The 21,958-nt window shown below is 62.7% G+C and carries 19 protein-coding genes; 9 read left to right on the forward strand and 10 right to left on the reverse strand.

The window, feature by feature from the left end; all coding sequences use genetic code 11:
• Positions 1-368: 368 nt before the first annotated feature.
• Genes NKH02_RS29890 through NKH02_RS29925 form a run of 8 tightly spaced genes read right to left on the reverse strand, consistent with a single transcriptional unit; the run spans position 369 to position 10,330 of the window.
• A complete protein-coding gene (locus NKH02_RS29890; RefSeq protein WP_352872262.1) occupies positions 369-2,249 on the reverse strand; it encodes a CocE/NonD family hydrolase in 1,881 nt (626 codons plus the stop codon).
• An 18-nt stretch (positions 2,250-2,267) separates the two neighbouring features.
• Positions 2,268-3,323, reverse strand: a complete 1,056-nt coding sequence (locus NKH02_RS29895; protein ID WP_352883252.1) for an ABC transporter ATP-binding protein — start codon at positions 3,321-3,323, stop codon at positions 2,268-2,270.
• Positions 3,320-4,282: an ABC transporter ATP-binding protein gene (locus NKH02_RS29900; protein ID WP_352883254.1), complete on the reverse strand. Its 963-nt coding sequence runs from the start codon at positions 4,280-4,282 to the stop codon at positions 3,320-3,322. The genes NKH02_RS29895 and NKH02_RS29900 overlap by 4 nt, the downstream gene beginning before the upstream one ends.
• Positions 4,279-5,202: an ABC transporter permease gene (locus NKH02_RS29905; RefSeq protein ID WP_352883255.1), complete on the reverse strand. Its 924-nt coding sequence runs from the start codon at positions 5,200-5,202 to the stop codon at positions 4,279-4,281. The genes NKH02_RS29900 and NKH02_RS29905 overlap by 4 nt, the downstream gene beginning before the upstream one ends.
• Before the next feature lies 1 nt (position 5,203).
• Positions 5,204-6,181 carry an ABC transporter permease gene (locus NKH02_RS29910; RefSeq protein WP_352883256.1) on the reverse strand — a complete coding sequence of 326 codons (978 nt, stop codon included), beginning with the start codon at positions 6,179-6,181 and terminating at the stop codon, positions 5,204-5,206.
• A 58-nt stretch (positions 6,182-6,239) separates the two neighbouring features.
• Positions 6,240-7,853, reverse strand: a complete 1,614-nt coding sequence (gene ggt / locus NKH02_RS29915; protein ID WP_352883258.1) for a gamma-glutamyltransferase — start codon at positions 7,851-7,853, stop codon at positions 6,240-6,242.
• Positions 7,850-8,707 carry an alpha/beta hydrolase gene (locus tag NKH02_RS29920; RefSeq protein ID WP_352883260.1) on the reverse strand — a complete coding sequence of 286 codons (858 nt, stop codon included), beginning with the start codon at positions 8,705-8,707 and terminating at the stop codon, positions 7,850-7,852. The genes ggt and NKH02_RS29920 overlap by 4 nt, the downstream gene beginning before the upstream one ends.
• A 12-nt stretch (positions 8,708-8,719) precedes the next feature.
• Positions 8,720-10,330, reverse strand: coding sequence for an ABC transporter substrate-binding protein (locus NKH02_RS29925; RefSeq protein WP_352872274.1), 1,611 nt, complete (start codon positions 10,328-10,330; stop codon positions 8,720-8,722).
• Positions 10,331-10,562: 232 nt separating this feature from the next.
• Between NKH02_RS29925 and NKH02_RS29930 the strand changes: the two genes are divergently transcribed.
• The 9 genes from NKH02_RS29930 to NKH02_RS29970 all read left to right on the forward strand — a co-directional run bounded on the left by NKH02_RS29930 (position 10,563) and on the right by NKH02_RS29970 (position 19,629).
• Positions 10,563-11,345, forward strand: coding sequence for an IclR family transcriptional regulator (locus NKH02_RS29930; RefSeq protein ID WP_352872276.1), 783 nt, complete (start codon positions 10,563-10,565; stop codon positions 11,343-11,345).
• Positions 11,346-11,592: 247 nt separating this feature from the next.
• Complete coding sequence (locus NKH02_RS29935) at positions 11,593-11,775, forward strand: hypothetical protein (RefSeq protein WP_352872278.1); 183 nt, start codon at positions 11,593-11,595, stop codon at positions 11,773-11,775.
• An 80-nt stretch (positions 11,776-11,855) separates the two neighbouring features.
• On the forward strand, positions 11,856-12,401 hold the full coding sequence (locus NKH02_RS29940) for an FAD/NAD(P)-binding protein (protein ID WP_352883262.1): 546 nt from the start codon (positions 11,856-11,858) through the stop codon (positions 12,399-12,401).
• 254 nt (positions 12,402-12,655) lie between these two features.
• Positions 12,656-13,606: a sulfonate ABC transporter substrate-binding protein gene (locus tag NKH02_RS29945; protein ID WP_352872282.1), complete on the forward strand. Its 951-nt coding sequence runs from the start codon at positions 12,656-12,658 to the stop codon at positions 13,604-13,606.
• Between the two features lie 148 nt (positions 13,607-13,754).
• Positions 13,755-14,570 carry an aliphatic sulfonate ABC transporter permease SsuC gene (gene ssuC / locus NKH02_RS29950; RefSeq protein ID WP_502911025.1) on the forward strand — a complete coding sequence of 272 codons (816 nt, stop codon included), beginning with the start codon at positions 13,755-13,757 and terminating at the stop codon, positions 14,568-14,570.
• A 140-nt stretch (positions 14,571-14,710) separates the two neighbouring features.
• Positions 14,711-15,406, forward strand: coding sequence for an ATP-binding cassette domain-containing protein (locus NKH02_RS29955; RefSeq protein ID WP_502911026.1), 696 nt, complete (start codon positions 14,711-14,713; stop codon positions 15,404-15,406).
• A gap of 52 nt (positions 15,407-15,458) precedes the next feature.
• Positions 15,459-17,258, forward strand: a complete 1,800-nt coding sequence (locus tag NKH02_RS29960) for a vanadium-dependent haloperoxidase (protein ID WP_352883264.1) — start codon at positions 15,459-15,461, stop codon at positions 17,256-17,258.
• A gap of 76 nt (positions 17,259-17,334) precedes the next feature.
• Positions 17,335-18,141 carry a sulfurtransferase gene (locus tag NKH02_RS29965; protein ID WP_352872286.1) on the forward strand — a complete coding sequence of 269 codons (807 nt, stop codon included), beginning with the start codon at positions 17,335-17,337 and terminating at the stop codon, positions 18,139-18,141.
• Between the two features lie 558 nt (positions 18,142-18,699).
• A complete protein-coding gene (locus NKH02_RS29970; RefSeq protein ID WP_352872287.1) occupies positions 18,700-19,629 on the forward strand; it encodes a LysR substrate-binding domain-containing protein in 930 nt (309 codons plus the stop codon).
• Here the strand turns inward: NKH02_RS29970 and NKH02_RS29975 are convergent.
• Complete coding sequence (locus NKH02_RS29975; RefSeq protein WP_352872288.1) at positions 19,616-21,079, reverse strand: amidase; 1,464 nt, start codon at positions 21,077-21,079, stop codon at positions 19,616-19,618. The genes NKH02_RS29970 and NKH02_RS29975 overlap by 14 nt on opposite strands.
• A 48-nt stretch (positions 21,080-21,127) precedes the next feature.
• Positions 21,128-21,955, reverse strand: a complete 828-nt coding sequence (locus NKH02_RS29980; protein ID WP_352872290.1) for an FAD binding domain-containing protein — start codon at positions 21,953-21,955, stop codon at positions 21,128-21,130.
• Positions 21,956-21,958 lie beyond the last annotated feature (3 nt).

Raw genomic sequence — 21,958 nt, forward strand, 5'->3', positions numbered from 1 at the left:
CTCCAGCTCCAGCCAGAAGGTTGAATCAAATTCCAATCGATTTGGGAATCCCTTATCGACTCACCGTAATTTCATCCCGCTCTAGTGTTGCATGACCGTATCCCGCTCAATCGAATTGGCTAGGTCGGTTCATCAGGAACGCCCCAGCATGGATGCACTCAGATGGATCGCAGAAGGGCTGACCATCAGCCGCCCACCAAATCCACGTCACGGCTCGTCAAAAACGGCCCGCCCCACGGTTCCCTGGAGGACCGCATTCGAAGACAACATCCGCGCCGCCCGGCAAAATTTCATGACCAGATGCGATCCGGTCAAGGACGTGTCCGGTCGAAGGTTCGACAGTAGCGGTCGCGCCCAAACGCGTGCCGTTAGTTGATGTCAATCTTATCCATGATCAACCGCGAGGGTCGCATCTCATCGAGAAAAACCGTATTGCGCGCCGCCTGACGGCTACGACCGAAGCCAGCTGGTTCACCGGTATTCGGATTGACGTCGAACTTTGGAAAATTGCTCGAGGATATGTCCAGCCGTAGCCGGTGGCCGGCACGAAACAGGTTGGCGGTTGCAAACAGCTCGATGCGAAGCCGCATGATCTCACCAGGCCTCACCAGCTCGGCTCTTTCGAATGAATGCCGGAACCGGCATCGGAAAATCCCGTCGGTCAGGTTCAAGGCAAAGCCCGTCGGATAGTCCGCGCTCGGTGGATGAACGTCGATCAGCTTCGCCGTAAAATCGGTGTCAGGCGCATCGGTCGCCGCCCAGAGCTCCACTGCCACCTTGCCAAGCACGGTCAGATCGTTGACCAGCGGCTCTGTCTCGAACGAAAGGACGTCGAGGCGGGCAGAAAGCGGCAGGCCGAAATTTCGGCAGCCGAAGAACCTCTCGTCCTCCCTCTGGTCGAAGCCGCCGCCAGCGAAGATCGGTTGGCCGCTTGTCAGCGCGCCGCCTATGGTCGGGACTGGATCGGCGGGATCGAAATCATAGCTCAGCGGCGGGTCGTCGGGCGCAGGAAGGGACTTCGAGAGCCTGCCCTCGCGATGCAAGTAGTAGCTTAGCTCCTCCACATTGGGCAGCGGCCATTTTTGAGCCCTGATCCAGCGCCCGCCGTGATCGAGACGGCCCGCTTCATTTTTCGTGCCCTTTCCCCCGCCCATGACAAAAAGACGGATCGGCTCCTTGTCGAGATCGTTCTGCGGCCCACACTTCAGCCAGCGATCGAACCAGCGGCGACGAAACTCCAGCCAGCTTGCTGCCACATTGCCGCCGAGCGGAGCGTTCGGTCCGAAGTCGACGTCGCCGGCAAAGGTCAGATTCCGGTCGCCATGCAAGCCCGGACCCATGATCATGGAGAGCGGCCGTTTGCCATTGCTGGCAAGGCCTGCCAGATTCTCGAACGTCGTCGAGACATAGACGTCGAACCAGCTCGACATCAGGGCGATCGGAATGTCGGGGATGGCGTCGTAGAAGCCCGCCGCATGAATGCCGGCCTGCTTCCAGAAATCGTCGAAGGTCTCGTGCCGCCACTGCTCCAGCAGATAAGCCTCGTAGTCCGGAGCCCAGCGGAGCGGGGAACGGCCCTCCGACCAGGGCATTTTGCCAAACCAGCGATGCAGGTTCTCGGCGTCGATCGCCTTTCGGGCCAACTCGTCGCCGGCGGCAACGGCGCTCTCGCGGGCTTCCCGGTAGGCCCAAGTCGCCTGTTTCAGCTCGAACGCGCCGCCTTGGCGGATGCCGCAGGTGAAGGCGTTCGAGAACCCGCCGGAATCGAGGATCATGGTTGCAAGAGCGGGCGGCGCAAGACACGCCGCCGCCATTTGGGTATGCGCGGCGTAGGAAAGGCCCATGGTACCGATCCGGCCGTTGCACCAGGGCTGGGCCGCGATCCATGCGAGCGTGTCGTAGCCGTCCGGACCTTCTGAGAGATATTTGACGAACTCTCCTTCCGAGCCGTAGCGGCCGCGGCAGTCCTGATAGATGACGATGTAACCATGGCGCACGAAATGCTCGGCGACTGTCGCGCGATCCATCGGTTCGGTCATGCCGACTTCGAGCTCGGCGCGCGACGCCATCGCCTTGCCATAAGGCGTCCGTTCGATGATGACGGGAGCTGACCGGTCCAGCGCGCGGCCTCCCCTTGCCGGTCGGTAGATGTCGGTCGCCAGTCTTACGCCATCGCGCATCGTCACCATGACGTCGCGGCAGAGGACCATGTCATCGGTCACGGACTGGAGTGCCTGGAGGTCGGTCATCTAAAAATTCCAAGGCGTTCAGGCAGCAGCGTCATTGAGGTGGCATGCGCTCTTGTGTCCGGCAGCAACCACCTTCAGGCGGGGCGCTTCGGTCCGGCAGCGAGGCATCGCGTGCGGGCAGCGCGGGTGGAAATGACATCCGCTCGGCGGCGACAGCGGGCTCGGCAATTCACCGTTGATCGCGGCAAAGCTGCGTTTGGTGGTTTCGATCCGCGGCACCTCGGCGAGAAGCGCCTGCGTGTAGGGGTGGTTGGCCCGTGCAAAGATCTCCTCGGCCGGAGCCTCTTCGACGATGCGGCCGAGATACATGATCGCCACGCGATCGGAGATGTGCTCGACCACCCCGAGATCGTGGCTGATGAACAGGTAGGTAAGGTTCAGCCTCTCGCGCAGGTCCATGAAGAGATTGAGGATTTGCGCCTGGATCGAGACGTCCAGAGCGGCAACGGCCTCATCGCAGACGAGAAATTCCGGCTGCACGGCCAGAGCGCGCGCGATGCCGATCCGCTGGCGCTGACCGCCGCTGAACTGATGCGGAAAGCGGTGCTTCAGCGCCGGATCGAGGCCGGCACGTCGGAACTGTTCATCGACAAAGGTGCCGAGATCGCCCTTGACCAGCCCGTGAACGCGCGGCGCCTCGCCGACGATATCGGCCGCTTTGCGGCGCGGATTGAGCGACGCATAGGGGTTCTGGAATATCATCTGCACGCGCAGTTTGGCTTCACGTCGCTCGGAAGGCGGGAGCGCCCTCATATCCTTGCCGCGCCACGATACCGATCCCCTGGTGGGCGATACGATGCCGGCGACGATCCGCCCGAGGGTGGACTTGCCGCATCCCGATTCGCCGACGAGGCCCAGAACCTCGCCCCTGCGAACGGTGAGGCTGACGCTATCGACCGCTTGCACCCTTGCTGCGGGTTTGGCGAGTTTGAGCGAGATTGCCAGACGGGCGGCGAGGTCTGGCCGCGTGCCGAAGCTGTGGGAAATGTCGTTCAGCTCGATCAGCGGCACCGCGTCGGCAGAACCGGCCGAGGCGCTTTGGACATTTGCCGCAACCGGAGTGGAGGAGATCATATGCGGAGCTCCGGTAAGGGATGAACGCAGCGGTGCTCGCGTGTGCCAGCAGTGAACAGTGGCACCGCCTCGGCACACATCGCATCGGCACGGGCGCAGCGCGGGGCGAAAGCGCATCCAGTCGGCAGCCGCGCAACACTGGGCGCCATTCCGGGGATCTGCCGAAGCCGCTCGCCGCGCTGGTTGCGGCTGGGAACGGAGTCGATCAGACCGGCGGTATAAGGGTGCAGCGGACGGGCGAGAACGTCCGACACCGGGCCGGATTCGACGATGCGGCCCGCATACATCACGGCGATCCGGTCGGCGAGCCGCGAGACGACGGCGAGATCATGCGTGATCCATATCAGCGACGTGTTGTTCTGCGCCACCAGCTTTTGCATCTCGGCCAGGATCTGCGCCTGGATCGTCACGTCGAGCGCCGTGGTGGGCTCGTCGGCGATGATGAAGTCCGGCCGGTGCAGCAGCGCGATAGCGATGACGACGCGCTGACGCATGCCGCCGGAAAACTGATGGGGATAGGCCTGCAACCGCTCATCCGGGCTCGGAATTCCCACCATACCCAGCGCATCGCGGGCCCGCGCCCTGGCGTCGGCTCGTGAGACATCTTCATGCGCCTGCACCGCTTCGATCATCTGCGTATCGATGCGCAGGACCGGGTTCAGGGTCATCATCGGATCCTGGAAGATCATGGCCATGCGGCGCCCGCGCAGCGCACGCATCTCCTCGCGGCTGGAGCGGGTGATGTCGCGTCCGGCGAACACGATCTGGCCACCGACAATCGTCCCAGGCGGATCAACCAGACCGATGATCGAAAAGCCAGTGACCGACTTGCCGGAGCCGCTTTCGCCGACGAGACCCAGAACCTCGCCGCGCGCGACGCTGAAGGAGACGCCGTCGACGGCTTTTGCCGATGCGAAATGAGTCCGCAGATCGCGAACTTCCAGCAGTGCCCCACTCATGCTTGCCCCCGCGGATTGAGCACGTCGCGAAGCCGATCGCCGACGAGGTTGATCGCCACCACGGTTACCAAAAGCGCCACCCCTGGATAGAAGCTGATCCATGTCATGCCGGAGAGCATGTACTGGTAACCGTTGGAGACCAACAGACCAAGGCTCGGCTCGGTGATCGGCACGCCGAGACCGAGAAAGGACAAGGTCGCCTCCAAGGCGATGGCGCGCGCCACCTGCACCGTCGCGATCACGATCAGCGGCGGCAAGCAGTTCGGCAGCAGATGGACGAACAGGATACGCCATCGCGGAATGGCCAGCGATTCCGCGGCTTCCATGTATTCCTTGCGCCGCTCCGTCAATGCGGTGCCGCGCGCGGCGCGCGCATAGGTCGCCCATTCGACAATCACCAAAGCGAGTACGACGTTGAGCACCCCCTTGCCGAGAAAGGCAAGGATCATCAGGGCGACGAGGATGGACGGGAAGGAGAGTTGCAGGTCAACGATGCGCATGATCACCGTCTCGGTGCGGCGGCCGATATAGGCGGCGAGCAGACCGAGCGAAGCGCCGAACAGCGCTGCGAAGAGCGCTGAACTGACGCCGACACCGAGGGATATGCGCAAGCCGTAGATGATGCCGGAAAGCATATCGCGGCCTTGGTCGTCGGTGCCGAGCCAGTAGGTCATGCCGGCCATCGATTGCGAGCCGGGCGGCAGGCGGCTGTCCATGATATCCAGTTGACTGAGGTCATAGGGGTTCTGCGGCGCTATGAGCGGCGCGAAAAGCGCCAGCAGAACGATCGCCGTCAGCAGCACCAGACCGACGACAGCCATAGGCGAGCGGAAGAATGCCCGCACGAGGAGCCGGAACGGCGGCTCCTCACCTTTTTCAACCTCGGTCGGCAGTGGCGGCGGCAAGGTGTCGATGCTCATCTCACGACCCCTCGCCCTGAAGCCGCACCCGAGGGTCGAGCGCGGTGTAAGTGAGATCGACGACGAGATTGATGATGACGAAGAAGACGACGATTGCCATCAGGTAGGCCGTGATGATGGGGCGATCGAGCACGTTGATGCTGTCGATGATCAGCTTGCCCATTCCGGGCCAACTGAACACACTTTCGGTAACGACCGAGAAGGCGACGATCGAACCGAATTCCAGGCCGACGATGGTCACCACCGGGATCATGATGTTCTTCGAGACATGGACGCCGATGACGCGCGATTCCTTGAGGCCCTTGGCTCGTGCAAACTTGATGTAGTCGAGCGGCAGGACTTCGGCGACACCGGCGCGTGTCAGGCGCAGGATGAGGCAGGCATCGAACAGAGCGAGGTTGACCGCCGGCAGGACCAGATGGGCAAGCCCGTCTTTTGTCAGGAATGCCCACTGGACGCCGAACAGCTCGGCGGTCTGCCCGCGTCCGCCGCTCGGCAGCCATCCGAGTTGCACGCCAAAAAGCATGATCAGCACCAGCCCGACCCAGAAGGTCGGCAGCGAGAAACCAAGGATGCTGACAGTCATGATGATGCGACTGACGATGCCATCTGGCCGTAGCCCGGCATAGAGCCCGAGTGGCACGCCGACGACGATCGCTATGAGTATCGCCGAAACGGCCAGTTCAAGCGTTGCCGGCAGCCGCTCCAAGATCACCCTGATCGCCGGTTCGTTGTAGACGTAGCTCTGGCCGAGATCGCCATGCAGCGCGGCTTGGAGGAAGCGGAAATATTGCTGCCAAAGCGGCAGGTCGAGGCCAAGGGCTTGGACGACGCGCGCTCGCTCGATCTGGTCGGCGTCAGGCGAGATCAGGATATCGACCGGATCGCCGATGACATTGACCGCGATGAAGACGATGACGGTCATGGCAAACATGACCAATGCGGCCTGGAACAGACGACGCACGATGGCGGCGGTCATGACGACCTACCCCAGCCTGCCTGCCGGGAACTGTTGCAGGTCGCGTGTACGAAACGCGTCACGCCGGCACCGCCATAGCCATGCCATCGCGTTGCGGATCGGCGCCGCCGCGACAAACTCCGTCCTCGATCTGGATCCCGTGAAGAGCGGCAAAGGCGTAACTTTGCCAGGAGCGCTTCACCTCGTAGCCCTTGCCCTCGATTTCGTCGGTGACATAGCGTGGAACGCGGTTGGAGACGTCGATCGTGTTCGACACCGCCACGATCCGCGGGGCGGCCACCGCTTCCGGCATGCTCATGCCGAAATCAATGATGTTCATCAGGCCTTGGGCCATGGATGGCGCGATATAGCTGCCGCCCGGCGCTCCCATCACAATTACCGGCCGGTCATCCTTGAAGACAATAGTGGGCGCCGCTGAGCTGGCTCGCCGTTTGCCAGGAGCCAGCGATCCTGCCCTGCCCGGCCTCGGATCGAAGCGGCTCATCGTTCCGTTATACATGAAACCCAAGCCATCGGTGATCGCTCCCGACGGACTGCCCAGCGTGTGGGTCAATGCGACGGCATTGCCTTCCCGGTCGATCACCGAGATATGCGTCGTCTCGCGCGGCGACCGGTCCTCCACTCGCTGGACTTGGGCCCGAACCCCAGCCTTGATCTCGTCGGCCATTTGACCGCAATACTCCCGGGACAAAAGACGCCCGACCGGCACATCGACATAGGCTGGATCGCCGAGGTGTCGATCCTTGTCGTTGGTCATGCGTTTCATCGCTTCTGCCAGTACGATGACATGCTCGGTGCTGCCGTGGCCCAGGGCACCGATGTCAAAATGCTCAAGGGTATGGAGCAGTTGCAGCATGGATATGCCGCTGGCGGGCGGCGGGCTGGTCGCGATGTCGTAGCCGCGATACTCCCCCCAGAGTGGCTCGGCGATAGAGAGCTGATAGTTAGCCAGGTCGTCTTTCTCGATCAGGCCTCCATTCGCGGCCATGTCGGCTGCGATTTCGTCGGCGATCTCGCCCTTGTAGAAGATATCAGGGCCAGCTGCAGCGATGCGCTCCAACGTGTGCGCGAGGTCGGCGTTGACGACGATGTCGCCCGGCAGCTTCACCGTGCCGTCGGCGCGGAAATAGATGGCGCGTCCGGTCTTGCTGAAACCCAGCTTGTCGAGGGTCCGCACTTCGCCGGTATCGACGCCGTCCTGCGCCCAATACCAATGGACATGCGGACGTACCATGAAACCTCGCCTCGCCTGCCCGGCCGCGGGTGCGATGACGTCGGCCCAATCGAAGGTGCCGTATCTCGCCAGCGCCTCGGCGTAACCCTTGACGCTGCCCGGAGTGCAAACGGCGAGATAGCCGACCTCGCTGATGCCGCCTTCCAGCAGAAAAGCGAAACCGTCGCGCGATTGGCCGACCAGCAGTTCGCTCCACATATCCGGGGAGGCCTTGAGCGGCGCCCTTGCATAGAACTCAAGCACCTCGTGCACGCCGCGCCGTGGCATATAGACCTGCATCGAGCCAAAGCCCCCAAGGCCGGACATTTGTGGATCCACGACGCCCTGCATGAAAGCGCAGGCAATCGCCGCATCGACGGCGTTGCCGCCGCGCTTGAGCACAAGGGCGCCTGCCTCCACCGCTTCAGGCTGTGGGGCAACGATCATTGCATTCATCACGACGCGTTCCGTCGTTGCTTGAGTTCTTCTGCGAGGAAATCCTGGACGGGATCAAGAACCTCCAATCGGTCGTGCGAGACCCCCGGCAGCAAATCGAAGCGGACGCGCACGCCCACTTGCTCGAACGATTGACACAATGCCCTGAGGCGTTCCGGCCTCGTGCGGCCGGCATCGTTGGCTCCGGGTAGCCAGTGGGCCCCGCCTTCACGATGCGTGATTTCCCAAGTCTCCAGATCAGCGTCGCCGACAATCATCTGGACAGGCACGTTGGCCAGTGCGGCGGCGTTGAAGGTGATACCGAACTTCTCTGGAAGATCGCGAATGCCTACCCACCAGTCCCGGGTCGGGTCGAGCAGGGTCACCGAGCCGGGCGCGCCGATCGAAGCCGCCCACAGCCGATCGGGATGCAGAATGGCGAAACGATGCGTGAAATGCCCGCCGCCGGAAAAGCCGAACATAGCGAAGTGGCTCCAGTCCTGACGGTATTTGACACTGACTTCCTCGACGATGGCGAGCAGCGCCTGATCGTAGCGGATCTCGCCCTCCAGCATGTATTTGTAACCACTGCGGGCACCATCGCCCAGAACGCCCATTGGAAATACCGGGCACAAAATGGCGCAGTCATTCCAGCGCCCGAACTCAGCGAAACCGTCTCGGAAGTCCAGGAAGGAGGTTCGGCCGGTGCCGTGCATGGCAACCAGCAGATCGACCTTGGCGCCGTCTCCGACCGAGCGCGGTACATAGAGACAATAGTGAAAGCGCGGATCTGATTTGGAAGCAAAGATTGCGGTCGCGCCAAGATCATAGATAGCGCGACCGCGATCTGCAACGAACCCAGTGGTAATGCTCGTCAAGTCGACAACTCCTCAGGCAGTCTTGGCGTTCATGGCCAGCGTGTACTGATCGGCCCGCGTCGTGAACTGAATATCCTTGCGGGCAGCCACCACGAGAACCTCGTGGTGCATCGGGATCAGGGCGACATCGTTGAAGACAATCTCGCTAATTTCCGACAGCATCTTTTCGCGCTTGGCATCATCGAGCGTCCGCTTGGCCACGGCGAGCTTGGCATCAACGTCGGGATTGGAGTAGCGGCCCGAATTGGCGATGCCCAGACCAGCGTCGGAATTTTGCGTCGCAATCAGCGCCGTCAGCGGGTTCGAAGTCTCGCCTGTGTTTACGCCCCAAGAATCCAGATTGAAGCTGAACGTATGCGCATCCGCTTTGTCGGCATAAACCGACCAGGGCATGACGTCCACGCTGACCTTCAAGCCGATGCGGGTGAGCATCTGGGCCACCACCTGCACGATCTTGGAGTCGTTGACGATACGATCGTTGGGCCCGTGGATAGTCAGTCGGAAGCCCTCGGGGTAGCCAGCTTCGGCGAGCAGGGCCTTGGCTTTTGCAGTGTCGAATGGAACGGGTTTGATAGCAGCCGAAGTGCCCGGGGCGCCGGCAGGCAGGAACTGCGAAGCGACAATGGCATTGCCCTGCATCAAGCGCTCCACAATGGCGCCGCGGTCGATCGCCATGGACAGCGCCTGCCGCACGCGCAGATCCTTCAGCGGGTTGCGGTCGAGCGGCTTGCCGTCCTTGCCAGTGATGAAGGGCGTGACGTCTCGGAACGTGTCCAGGGAAAAGAAGACGACCCGGCTCGAGACGCCGCGGATGATATGAAAACGTTCGTCCTCTTCGACGCGAGCAACGCCTTCATAGGGCACCTGTTCGACCAGATCGAGATCGCCGGCGAGCAGGTTCGCAAGCCGCGCGCCGGCATCGGTGACGATGCGAAGCTCGACGTCCGGCAAGGCAGGCTTCGGTCCCCAGTAGTTGGGATTGGCGGAAAGCGCGACACGGTTGCCGGAAACATATTCCTTCAGCACATACGGGCCGGTGCCGATCGCCGCGGTGCCGTTGTTGAACTGATCGCTCGCGGTATCCTTGAACTTGGCGCGGATGATGCGAATGCGACTGAGGGAATTGGGCAAAAGCGGCTCCGGCTGCTTGGTTTCGATGAGAAGCTTGCCGGGTTGGGGTGAGGTGATCGACTTGATGTTGCGCGTGTAGGTCCGGAAGGACGCGGTGCTTTCGATTGTGTTGGCCCGGTCGAATGAGACGACGATGTCGTCTACCGTGAGCGGCTCGCCGTCGCTGAAGCGCACGTCCGGCCGCAGGTCGAACTCCCAATGGGTGTCGTCGACCACGCGCCAGGCCGTCGCGAGCCCCGGTCTCGAGACGGATTTTTCGTCATTGGTGACAAGCGTGTCGTAGATGTGGGTGGCAAGCGCGTTGTTCGGCGCGTTGCTCTTCAGATGCGGGTCCAGCGTCGTCGGCGGAGCAGCCATGCCGATCCGCAACTGGCCGCTTGCCGCCGCAGCTTGGGCCATCCCCACTCCCGTCCAGTTGGCGCCTTGCAAGACGGCGGCACTGCCGAGCGCCCATTGCATCAGCGCACGGCGCGATATTGTCCGGTTCTTCATTGGTTTTCTCCGTGTCCACTCTGGATAGTTCCATCGGAGGAGTTCTTTTCCGCTGCCGCTTGCCATCATCGACCCTGTTGGGGGTTCGCTTACGGTGCCGGCCTCCTTCCTGACAGCGAGTTGAAAAGAAAGCTTCTCCGTTTGTCAACGCAGATAAACCGTTGTTTCACTGGACGAAACGAAATTCCTCATTTAACCTTCGGAATCAGATGTTTTGGGGAGGGAGTGAGAAATGACCGATCAGGCAGACACCCGATACACGGTCGATTCCGTCGATCGCGCGATCAGTTTGTTGCACACTGTGGCCGGCGAGGCAGATCTTGGTGTTTCCGAAATCGCGCGGCGTTCTGGTGACAGCAAGGCACGAGCTTTCCGGCTTTTGCAGACGCTGGTGAAGCGCGGCTTGCTGGCGCGGTCATCGGATGGAAAGGGCTATCGTCTCGGCCTCGCCGCGCTGATGCTCGGCCACGCCGCTAGCGAACAGATGGACCTGATCCGCATTGCAAACCCTGTTCTGGAAGAACTCGGTCAGGAGATCGGCGAAACCACACAACTGCGAATCCGCGATGACCAGGAAAGCCTCTGCGTCGCCAAATGGGAGCCGAAGCGAGATCTTCGCGTCAACGCGATTGTCGGCCGACGGCGCCCACTACATGCTGGTTCGAGTAAGGCATTCCTGGCCCATATGGATGACGAGGAGCGCGAGGCCATTCTTTCCGGCCCCTTGAAGCGCTTCACCAAGAAAACTGTGACCGATCCTCGGCTTCTAAGGGGCGGGCTCGAGCAAATCCGCAAGGCCAAGTTTTTCGTCAGTCGCGGTGAGATCAACGACGATCTGATTTCGATCACCGCGCCTGTGTTCGCTTCGCCTGGCAAGATAGTCGCAGCACTGAACATCGCCGCCCCGGAAAACCGCGTACCAGAAGAACGCATATGCGAACTCGGTGAAATGGTGGCCAAAGCCGCCCAGCGAATTTCTGCCGCTCTCGGTTTCCGCTCACCGGCTATGAAATGATGCAGACGAGCGCCCTCGGCAAAGGCTCGGTTGGGATCGAGAATCTCCTGGCTATGGCGCTCGCCTACTCGCAGGCGGAGGCGGCCCATCCAGGATGCCGCGCGCGTGTTGCGGGCGCTCTGTGTCGAGCGTCTACGCAATCTCGACGCCGCCTAGTAATCACATCTAACTGGAGCGTGTCGGATTTCTCCTTATACCCCCCTCCCGGGTCGCGCCCCGCGCTCGCGAGCCGCACGGAGATCGCTCGTTGATGACGGTCGCCCATCGCCGAAAATGGAATTTGGCCGCCCCCACGGTATCGGCGAGCTCGATTGCAATCATCGGCGGCGGTGCAAGCGGCGTGCTGATGACGACCAGCTTCTGCGCAATCGAGATTCCGACCTTGACATCGTCATCCTCGAAAAGCGGACCTTGCTTGGACGAGGCTTAGCCTATTCAACCGACCTCCCGGATCACCTTCTCAATGTCCGGCCTCGAATATGAGGCCTTCGCCGATGATCCCGACCATTCGTGCATTGGCTGCGGGCTCGCAATATCCAGATCGATGATCCGACGACCTATTTCGCTCCCCGCCGCCTGTATGGCAGATATCTCGGGCAGCTGCTGCATGAGACTTCGAAAGAGAACGGCTCATATGGAAGATTGCGCATAATCGACGAGGAATGCGTCGGAATCGTTGAGCGCGATGAGTATTTGGAGCTGGCCGATGGTTCAAGTGTTGTGACGCAGCGATGCGTTCTGGCGACGGGACACGATCAGAAGGCGAGCCGCAGTCAGTCCTTGCTTGCGCAGTCAGGGGCAGATGACGCCGCCCTGCCCGATCCAGCCGATCAAGTCCTCATCATCGGCAGCGGCCTCAGCATGGTCGATACATGCCTGTCTCTGATGCTTGCCGGGCACCACGGCCAAATCGTCGCTGCTTCACGTATCCGCAGAGATCGCATTTCAGCAGTGCGCTTACCCGCGGCACCTTTTTCGAGATCGAAGCGATCCCACATCCGCGTTCAATGCCAGCGCCTCGCGACCGCATTGCTCAGCCAGCCTTCGTCGACGTGACGCCAGGTGGCGCCTTCTTGTTCGGGCCACGGGCCGGTGCTTTGTCGGTCCTCTCCTCCAAAGGAAAACCTTTCCCAATAAATTCTATCAGATTAGTAGAATATCCTTTGTGAGGGCTCCTCCCGCCCGTTACGCTCAACGAAATCGGGCATCCCCGACTGCGCTCCTGAATTGCGGGCGCAGAGCACTGCGGCATGCTTCATGCCAGCTGATTTCAAAGTCCTGTACTGACGTTGGGAAGAGGAGTCCGATTGATGAATGCCTTCATAAGCTACCTTGCGAAGCTCGCTCTCGCCGGCACCATTGCGCTGGCCGCCGCCACCGCAACTCATGCGGATGACAAAATCGTCCGAATAGGGTTCCAAAAGTACGGCACACTCATTCTACTGAAGACAAAGGGGCTCCTTGAGGAAAAGCTGAAACCGCAGGGCTACACGGTCGAGTGGACCGAGTTCCCGGCGGGGCCGCAACTGCTTGAGGCGCTCAACATCGGGTCCATTGATTTCGGCACGACTGGCGAAGCGCCGCCTATCTTCGCGCAGGCTGCCGGTGCTCCCCTCGTCTATGTGGGTTATGAACCTCCGGCGCCTGAAGCCGAGGCGATCCTGGTCCCCAAGGATAGCCCGCTCAAGACCGTCGCCGACCTGAAGGGAAAGAAGGTCGCGCTGAACAAAGGCTCGAATGTCCATTACCTTCTCGTCAAGGCGCTGGAGAAAGCCGGGCTGGCCTATTCTGACGTGGAAGTCTCATTTTTGCCGCCTGCCGACGCACGCGCCGCATTCGAGAAGCAGGCTGTCGATGCCTGGGTGATCTGGGAACCATTTCTGGCGGCCGCGGAAGCAGCCACCGGTGCCCGCCAATTGGCGAACGGCAGCGACGTGGTGGACAACCACGAATTCTATCTCGCCTCGCGCGGCTTCGTCGACACTCACCCCGAGGTCGTCGACACCATCGTGGTATCCCTCGGCGAGATCGACACATGGATCAACGCCAATCGCGGCGATGTGGCCGAACAGTTTTCGCCGGCACTCGGCATTCCTGCCGACATTCTCGAAGTCGCAGTCCAGCGGCGCTCCTATGGCGTGAAACCGATCACACCGGACGTGGTGGCCGCGCAGCAGAAGATCGCCGATGTGTTCCATGAACTCGGCCTGATCCCGACCGCGATCTCGATCGCCGATGCCGTGAGGAAGCCACAGTCGTGAACGTCGCCGACGAGCTTTTTCCCGACCGCGTCAACGTGCTGTGGTTCCTGCCGTCTCATGGAGACGGCAGGTACCTCGGCACAACGACTGACGGGCGTGCCACAGACCTGCCGTATCTGCGCCCGGCGCCGCCAAGGGCATCCTGACCGTGGCTCACCCGACGCAGCTTCGAAACGCAGGCGCAGCGGCACTGCAGATCCTCGCGTCCTGGGCGTTGCCGATCGGCACTGTGGTCGTATGGGAAATTGCTTCGCGCAGCGGAATAATGTCGACCCGCCTGCTGCCAGCTCCGAGCGCGGTGGCCGCCGCTTTTTGGGAAGGCCTGCGCAATGGGACGCTTCTCACCCATGCCGCCATCTCGACGGAACGGGCGCTGAAGGGGCTTGCTATCGGCGGCAGTATCGGTTTCGTCCTCGGCGTTCTGGCCGGAATTTCGCGGCCGGCCGAGACCGTGTTCGACTCGTCGATGCAGATGTTGCGCAACGTGCCGCACCTGGCCATGATTCCCCTCGTCATCCTCTGGTTCGGGATCGGTGAGGAGGCGAAGATCTTTCTGGTGGCGGTCGGGACCGCGTTTCCGATCTACCTGAATACTTTTCACGGCATCCGCACCATCGACGTCAAGCTGATCGAGATGGCGCGCGTCTATGGGCTCGGCCGCCTGGCGCTGTTCTGGCGGGTGATCTTGCCGGGTGCGTTGCCGTCGATTCTTGTCGGCCTGCGCTTCTCGCTCGGCATCATGTGGCTGACGCTGATCGTCGCCGAGACGATCTCGGCCTCCTCGGGCATCGGCTACATGACAATGAATGCGCGGGAATTCCTTCAGACCGACATCGTTGTCCTCGGCATCATCGTCTACGCGCTGCTCGGCAAGCTCGCCGACGCGATCACCCGGCTGATCGAGGCGCGCGCTCTCGCCTGGCATCCGGCGTACCAACCCGCCGCCACCAGGGCAGCACCATGAGAGAAGTTGCAACCGCGCTCCGGCTGCGCGAAGGCGGCCCCACAGTATTCCAGGAAACGGATTCCGTCCTGGTTCGTACCGAGACGCTCCGCGAATTCGCGGAGCGTGGTCTTGAAGAGCGCTCAGCGAACGGAGAAGCCGTGCTGCTCGACGGCTTGTCCAAGTCGTTCGGAGAAAGGCGGGTGCTGTCCGAGTTCGGTCTGAGTATTCCGGCGGGGCAACTGCTGGCGATTGTCGGTCGCTCCGGCTGCGGCAAGTCCACGCTCCTTCGCCTGATCGCCGGCCTCGACCGCCCGACGAGCGGGACCGTCTCGGTCGGCGGCGCGAAGGTCCAATCGCTGCAGTCGAACGTCCGGCTGCTCTTCCAGGACGCGCGGCTTCTCCCTTGGCATCGTGTTCTCGGCAATGTCGGAATCGCACGGGCGAATGGCTGGCGCGAGACCGCCACGGCAGCGCTCGCCGATGTCGGGCTTGCGGACCGGGCAAACGATTGGCCCGCGGTCTTGTCGGGGGGCCAGTGTCAGCGCGTCGCCCTTGCCCGTGCCCTGGTGAGTCGGCCCGGTGTTCTTCTCCTCGATGAGCCGTTCGGGGCTCTTGACGCGTTGACGCGCATGGAGATGCATCGTCTGCTCGAGCGCATCTGGCGCGAGCACGGTTTCACGACGGTTCTCATCACTCACGATGTCGCCGAGGCGGTGGCCCTTGCCGACAGGGTGATTGTCATCCGCGACGGCGCCATAGCGCTCGACAATCCGGTCGATCTCCCTCGCCCTCGACGCGAGGCCGCGGACACGTCGGCCGTCGCCCTGCAAGCGCGAATTCTCGAAGAGGTTTAGGCGCGGCACACCTTCGATCAATGCAGCGCTTCGGCGAAACAAGGAGATCGCAATGACGCACTGGGATCACGGATCAGAAGGCGACGGCCAGACCGGCCGTGAGGCATCCGCACCGGATAGGGCAGATGTCCACAACGGCGGCCGCCGCCGCTTTCTTGGAGCAGCCGGAGGCGTCGCGGCGATAGCGGTCACAGGCTTGCCTTCCCTTGCGGTCGTCCGCTCGGCCAGGGCGCATGCCGGCGAGGAGACGACGGACGCCCACCTTGTTTTCCGCAAACACGCCTTTGTCGTGCGGAGCGCCGCGGCGGACACGGATTTCGCGGTGGCGGTCGTGCCGCATCCGGTCAGTGGCGACGAAGAGAAATACCCAACTCTCATCGGTTCCGATACGCGCGGCCTGCCGCACGACAAACGCGGTGAAGTCGACAGACCAGCCTTCGACGCGACGCTGAAGGCCTACGCCTCGGGTGATCCGGCCGACTTCGAGGCGATACCGCTCGGCGGCAAGCGCAAGCAGCTCAATCCGATCGGCTCCCTTGCCGTGAACCTGACGGGCTGCGTCGGTCCGCAGTTCGCGATCCCGCCGGCACCTGCGCTCGACAGCGTGGCGCGGGCCAGCGAGGCTGTCGAACTCTACTGGCAGTCGATCCTGCGCGACGTTCCGCTGTCGGAGCTGACGGACGACACCAGCAGCAAGGACGTGCTCGCCGCGGTTGAAGAGTTGAGCAAGCTCGCTGCCTTCAAGGGGCCGCGCAGGAACGGAAGCATTACTCCACAGTCGCTGTTTCGTGGGACGGCGCTTTACGTCGACGTGGCTGATCCGTCGCGGCGAACCGGTCGCTATGTGACGCCGCCCGGCACACTTCAGGGTCCCTACATCTCGCAATTCCTGCTCAAGGACGCTCCTTACGGCAGCCAACTCATCTCCGCCCGCATTCGCACCGCCGCGGCCGGGACCGATTTCCTCACCGGCTACGACGAGTGGCTCGCCATCCAGAACGGCAATCCGCCCGCCAAGCCGACCAGCTTCGACCCGACGCCGCGCTACATCGCAACCGGCCGCGATCTCGCGGAATACGTCCACAACAACCCGGCCGCCTTCTGGTCGGCAGCCCTGCTCCTTGGTGTAGCACCCGACAAGGCCAATCCGGACTATGGCGGTTTTGGAATCCCCTTCAGCAAATCCAATCCGTATGTGAAGTCGAAGACGCAGACCGGCGGTTACGGCACGTTCGGGCTGCCCTACGCGCAGAGCCTGCTGCCGATCACCGCCCCGCTGGCCATTCGCGTTGCGTACTGGCAGAAGTTCTATGTCCATCGCACTTTACGGCCGGAAGCGTATGGCGGTCTGATCCATCACCGTATCGCCAACAAGGTGGACGTCTATCCGGTCCACAGCGACGTCCTGAACTCGGCTGCGTTGGCGCGAAGCGTCGGCAAGTTCGGCAGCCATCTCCTGTCGCACGTCTACCCCGAGGGCGCGCCGATCCACTCGAGCTATCCCGGCGGAGCCGCCCAGATCGCCGCGTCCAACGTGACGATCCTCAAGGCGCTCTTCGATGAGGACGCCGTGATTTCGAACCCGGTTCAGACTGATCCCAAGGATCCGACTAAGCTCATCCCCTACCGGGGTGGGCCGCTCACTGTCGGAGGCGAGCTCAACAAGCTTGCCTGGAACTACGGCGTCGGCCGCGACTGGGCCGGCATCCATTGGCGCTCGGATTTCTCGGCGTCGCTGGCGCTCGGCGAAGAGCTCGCGATCAGCATTCTCCGCAACGAGCGGCAAACATATCGCGAGCCGTTCGAGGGGTTCAGCTTCGCCCGTTTCGACGGCACCAAGGTCGAGGTCTAGCGCATCCATGCCAGTACTCGCCCAAAATGCAGTTGCGGCACAATTCGGCGCCGCGCCTCCTGTCAGAGAGAATCTGATGCCACACGATCCCATCATCGAGCCCGACGCGCTGCCATCAATTGGCGAGTTTCGTCTGCTGGACGTACGTGAGCCTGCGTCCTTCGAGGCCGATCACCCGGCGATGGCCGTTCGCGTGCCAATCGAAGAATGGGAGGCCGCCGCGAAGTCGGGCGAGACCTCCTTTGAGAACGTCGCCTACTGGGAGCAGGCGATCACCGATCTCGGCGTCGGCGGCCCACGGCCCGCTGTGATCTATGACGACGGGCGCATGACGGAGGCCGCCCGCGTCTGGTTCGTCCTGCAGTATTTCGGCGCCGAGGCGCTGATCGTGAACGGCGGATGGCCTGCGATCCGCGAACGCGCGGAACTTCTGGCAAAGGCACGCGAAGCTTCGGAAGTAGCGGCGTTCCAAGCTCGACCGGGAGCCGGATCGGTTGGGCTGGTCGATCGGCACATGCTGAAGGCCGACCTGGACAGCGTCCAACTTCTCGACGCTCGAACGGCGGACGAGTTTGCCGGCACCGACTTGCGGCGTAACGCTCGGGGCGGCCATTTGCCGGGCGCGCGCTCGCTTCCGCATGCGGACCTGCTCGACGATCGCCGCCTGAAGTCGCCCAGCGCTCTTCGCGATCTCCTCTCCAAGGCCGGCTTCCAGGCCGGGGGTCACGTGATCACCCATTGCGACGGTGGTGGCCGGGCGGCACTCGCGGCCGCCGCCGCGGTCCGAGCCGGATATGACGACGTCCGCGCCTACTATCTGAGCTTCGCCGACTGGGCGAAAGACGAAAGCTGCCCGGTCATACTGGACCCGCAACCCCGGTGACTGCCATGACAAATCCCACCGTCGTCTGCTTCTCAGGCAATCTCACGCGGCCGTCCAAGACGCGCAGCTTCGTCGAAGGCAAAGTTTGCCTCTACGACCGAAATCAGGCGCGAAGTTGCCGTTCGCGTCGTGGATAGCTTTCGGGTCAGACTCTCCCGTTCCCTACCGGTCTTTGCAGCACCGAGACAGGCCCATCACGCCCGACACTGTGGAACATATCGCATGCTCTCCGAGTGGGGGGAAAGGCGGTAGCGCTCTCCCAACTCCCCGACTCTAACCCCGAATACCCGGCACCTCGCATTGACTGGGATCAAATTGCTACCCTGCGTTCGCAGATCTGGTCCAGCCCGCAAGCCCCGTGGCGATCGACCAGCCGACCGCTCGCTAGTAGCCGTCATGCACGGTGATCGGGCTGCGGCCATCTGCTTCTTCGCAGTCAGACCCGGCCGCATCTCGGCGTTCATATTCGTGGGTGGAAGCCATATGCATGCGCATCAGATTTGGAATGAATCTTGCTTGAAATTGGCTGGGCGCATTGGATCTGGCTCGGGCACGAATATGAACCTCATCAGCGTCGACATACGAATGCTCCGATCGCTGCAATGTGTCGCGGAAACCGGCAGCATTACGGAGACGGCGCGGCGCCTCAGCCGCTCACAGCCGGCCATTACCCTGCAACTTCAGCGACTCGACGACATTTGCGGCTGCAACCTGTTCCGTCATGACGGACGCAAGATGGTGCTCACTTCCGATGGCAGGCTGGTGCTTTCCTATGCAAATTCGATCCTGCGCCTGCACGACGAGCTGCTGTCGCGCCTCTCGTCGCCCGACATCGAAGGCCAGGTCATTCTCGGTACGCCCGATCTCTACGCGGCCTATCTGCTGCCGTCGATCCTGGCTGTATTCCAGCGCGCCTTCCCGCGTGTCCAGGTCCAGCTTCAATGTTCGCTGTCGACGCCGCTGGTCGCGCAGGTCCATCGCGGCGAAATCGACATCGCGCTGGTAACGCGGATGAACGACTTCGTCGGCGGGCGGGTCGTGCGTCAGGAACAGCTCGTCTGGATCACCGGGGAACACTCAACGGCGCATATCGAGACACCCTTGCCGCTGGCACTGCTGCCGCCTGGCAATATCTATCGCGACCACGCCATCGAGCACCTAGAAATGGCGGGCCGCCCCTGGCGCATCGCCTGCGTCAGTGAAAGCGTCAGCGGGCTCCAGGCCGCGGTGTTTTCGGGTATGGCCATCACAGTGCTCGGCCGCAGCGCGCTCGTTTCGGGCATGCGCGAGATCGTCGCTAGCGGCGAATTTCCGACACTGCCGAAGGTGGACCTGCTGCTCTACAAGGCGCAAGGCGCGACCACGCCGGCCGCCAAGGCACTGTACGACTATCTTTCGCACTATCTCGATATCAGCCGCGAGATCGGCGGTGTGCTGATGCCGGACATGCGTGAAGCTGAAAGCGAAGAACCCCTCACTGGAAGTTGAGCGGCGGCCATTCCAGAGCCCAAGGCCGTGCCTGCTCGAAGGCTCCCGCCAGCGCAATGACGGAGCTCTCCCGCATCCATGGCGCGATCATCTGCAGGCCAATCGGCAGACCCGAGGAATCGCGCCCGCAAGGAACCGTCGCGGCCGGCAGGCCGCACAGATTGACCGGCCAGGTGAAGGGCGACCAGCCCAGATGCGCGTCGACCTGACGCCCGTCGACGCAGGATGCGCCAAGCGTGCCGGCGGCGAAGGCGGTGACTGCGACCGTCGGCGTCAGCAATATGTCGACGGTGCCGAACAGTTCGACGAACTGGCTCCTCAGCCTTGTGCGCAGATGCGTTGCCGCCATGTAGTCCGCGCCACTGTAGCCAAGGCCTTTTTGAAGAACCGCGCGGAACGCATCGTCCGAACCGACAAACGCCTCTTCACCGCGGTCGCCGACCGATGCCGCTTGTTCGGTGAAGGCGATCGGCTTGAGCACCTTGTCCAGCATCTGCGGGTCGAGGGTAAAAGGGAACTCGACGAGTTCGGCGCCGGCGGAAGCCAGGATATCCACTGCGGTGGCAAACGCCGCCCGGACTTGCGGGTCGATCGGCGCGTAGCCGAAATCGGCCGAGAAGGCGACGCGCAGGCCCTTCGCTGACGGCGGTATCCTCGAATATTCCTGTGGCTTCAGGGCGAGCGAGGCGGCGTCGCGCACGTCGTAGCCCGCAATTGTCTCGAGCAGCAGGGCCGCATCGGTGACCGTTCGAGCAATGGGGCCGGTATGCGCGAGCGATCCCCATGACGGCGGGAAGAAGCCGGGCGCGCGCGAAACGAGGCCAAAGGTCGGCTTCAGACCAAAGACCCCGCAGAACGAAGCCGGGACGCGGATTGAACCGACGCCGTCGGTGCCAATCGCCAGCGGGCCGCAGCCGGCGGCGACACCGGCGGCGGCACCGCCGCTTGAGCCGCCACTGGTGCGGTCCGGTGACCAGGGATTGCGGGTAATGCCGCTGACCGGACTGTCGGCGGTGAGCTTGTAGCCGGATTCACAGGTGGTCGTTTTGCAGGTTACGATGGCGCCGGCGTCACGGAGGCGGCGCACGACATGCGCGTCGACCTCAGGCACGAAACCGGCGAGCGAAGGTGCGCCCGCTTTCGCCGGTTTGCCGGCGACGAAGACGAGATCCTTGACAGTAACAGGAACGCCCGCCAGCGCACGGTTCTCAATGCCCTTTCGGTAGCGTTGTGCTATCACCTTGGCGGCGGAAACAGCCTCGTCATAAAGGTCGGTCACCACGATGTCACAGACAGCGTCCGCGCGGCGCAGTGCCGACACCGTATCGTCGATCACGTCGACAGCGTCGAAACGCCCTGCTCTGTAGCCGGCGACCATGTCGGCGGCGGAAAGACGCGCAAGGTCGCCCGGCGCGCTGGCCGCGCCGAAATTGGCTGGATTGACGGTCATAAGCCCTCCCGGGCCGGACTCGCGCGGCCGAACCGCGCCGGCCGGCCGCTATTGTCCTTTTGTTGCACCCTGGCCGGCGTTTCGAAGCGCAGCCGCTACCGCTCGGCGTGCCATGACCATCACCAGATTGGCGCGATAGTCGCGATCCGAGTGGATATCGGAATTCAGTCCCGATGGATCCATCGAGACGCGGTTGAGCGCATCCGGATCGAACCGCTCCTGCAGCGCCGCCTCGACGTCGAGCGCCCTGAAAACCGACGAGGCCGCACCGGTGACGGCGACACGCACCTTTCCGGCCGTCCGTGCGACGAACACGCCGACAAGCGCATAGCGCGACGCCGGGCTGCGGAATTTCGCATAGGCTGCCATGTCCGGAACCGGGATTCGGAAAGCGGTGACGATTTCCCCAGGCTCGAGCGCCGTCTCGAACATATCGACGAAGAACGCGTCGGCGGCAACGGTCCGTCTGGTCGTGACCACAGTCGCATCGAGCGCGAGGATCGCCGCCGGATAGTCGGCGGCTGGATCGTTGTTGGCTACAGAGCCGCCGATCGTGCCGCGATGGCGCACTTGCGGGTCGCCGATCTGCCCGGCGAGCAAGGCCAGGCCGGGGATATGCGTCTGCACCAGAACGGAGACCGCCACGTCGTAGTGACGAGCCATTGCGCCGACGACCAGGGCACCCTCCTCGAATGCTATCTCGCGAAGTGCCGCTACCGCTGAGAGATCGATGATCGCTGCCGGCGCGGCCAGGCCTTGCTTCATCGTGGGTAGCAGCGTCATGCCGCCGGCCAGGATCTTGGCGTCGTCATGCTCGGAAAGCAGATCGGCTGCCGCAACGGTCGTCTCGGGCTTCAGATAGGCGAAGGATTTCATCGA

This window comes from Mesorhizobium sp. M1396, assembly GCF_040317725.1.
GTDB lineage: Bacteria > Pseudomonadota > Alphaproteobacteria > Rhizobiales > Rhizobiaceae > Mesorhizobium.

Excerpts from the sequence above, each read along its gene's own strand:
- NKH02_RS29890 (WP_352872262.1), bottom strand. The coding sequence starts at position 2,249 with ATGACCGACCTCCAGGCACTCCAGTCCGTGACCGATGACATGGTCCTC.
- NKH02_RS29895 (WP_352883252.1), bottom strand. The coding sequence starts at position 3,323 with ATGATCTCCTCCACTCCGGTTGCGGCAAATGTCCAAAGCGCCTCGGCC.
- NKH02_RS29900 (WP_352883254.1), bottom strand. The coding sequence starts at position 4,282 with ATGAGTGGGGCACTGCTGGAAGTTCGCGATCTGCGGACTCATTTCGCA.
- NKH02_RS29905 (WP_352883255.1), bottom strand. The coding sequence starts at position 5,202 with ATGAGCATCGACACCTTGCCGCCGCCACTGCCGACCGAGGTTGAAAAA.
- NKH02_RS29910 (WP_352883256.1), bottom strand. The coding sequence starts at position 6,181 with ATGACCGCCGCCATCGTGCGTCGTCTGTTCCAGGCCGCATTGGTCATG.
- NKH02_RS29925 (WP_352872274.1), bottom strand. The coding sequence starts at position 10,330 with ATGAAGAACCGGACAATATCGCGCCGTGCGCTGATGCAATGGGCGCTC.
- NKH02_RS29930 (WP_352872276.1), top strand. The coding sequence starts at position 10,563 with ATGACCGATCAGGCAGACACCCGATACACGGTCGATTCCGTCGATCGC.
- NKH02_RS29945 (WP_352872282.1), top strand. The coding sequence starts at position 12,656 with ATGAATGCCTTCATAAGCTACCTTGCGAAGCTCGCTCTCGCCGGCACC.
- NKH02_RS29960 (WP_352883264.1), top strand. The coding sequence starts at position 15,459 with ATGACGCACTGGGATCACGGATCAGAAGGCGACGGCCAGACCGGCCGT.
- NKH02_RS29965 (WP_352872286.1), top strand. The coding sequence starts at position 17,335 with ATGCCACACGATCCCATCATCGAGCCCGACGCGCTGCCATCAATTGGC.
- NKH02_RS29970 (WP_352872287.1), top strand. The coding sequence starts at position 18,700 with ATGAACCTCATCAGCGTCGACATACGAATGCTCCGATCGCTGCAATGT.
- NKH02_RS29975 (WP_352872288.1), bottom strand. The coding sequence starts at position 21,079 with ATGACCGTCAATCCAGCCAATTTCGGCGCGGCCAGCGCGCCGGGCGAC.
- NKH02_RS29980 (WP_352872290.1), bottom strand. The coding sequence starts at position 21,955 with ATGAAATCCTTCGCCTATCTGAAGCCCGAGACGACCGTTGCGGCAGCC.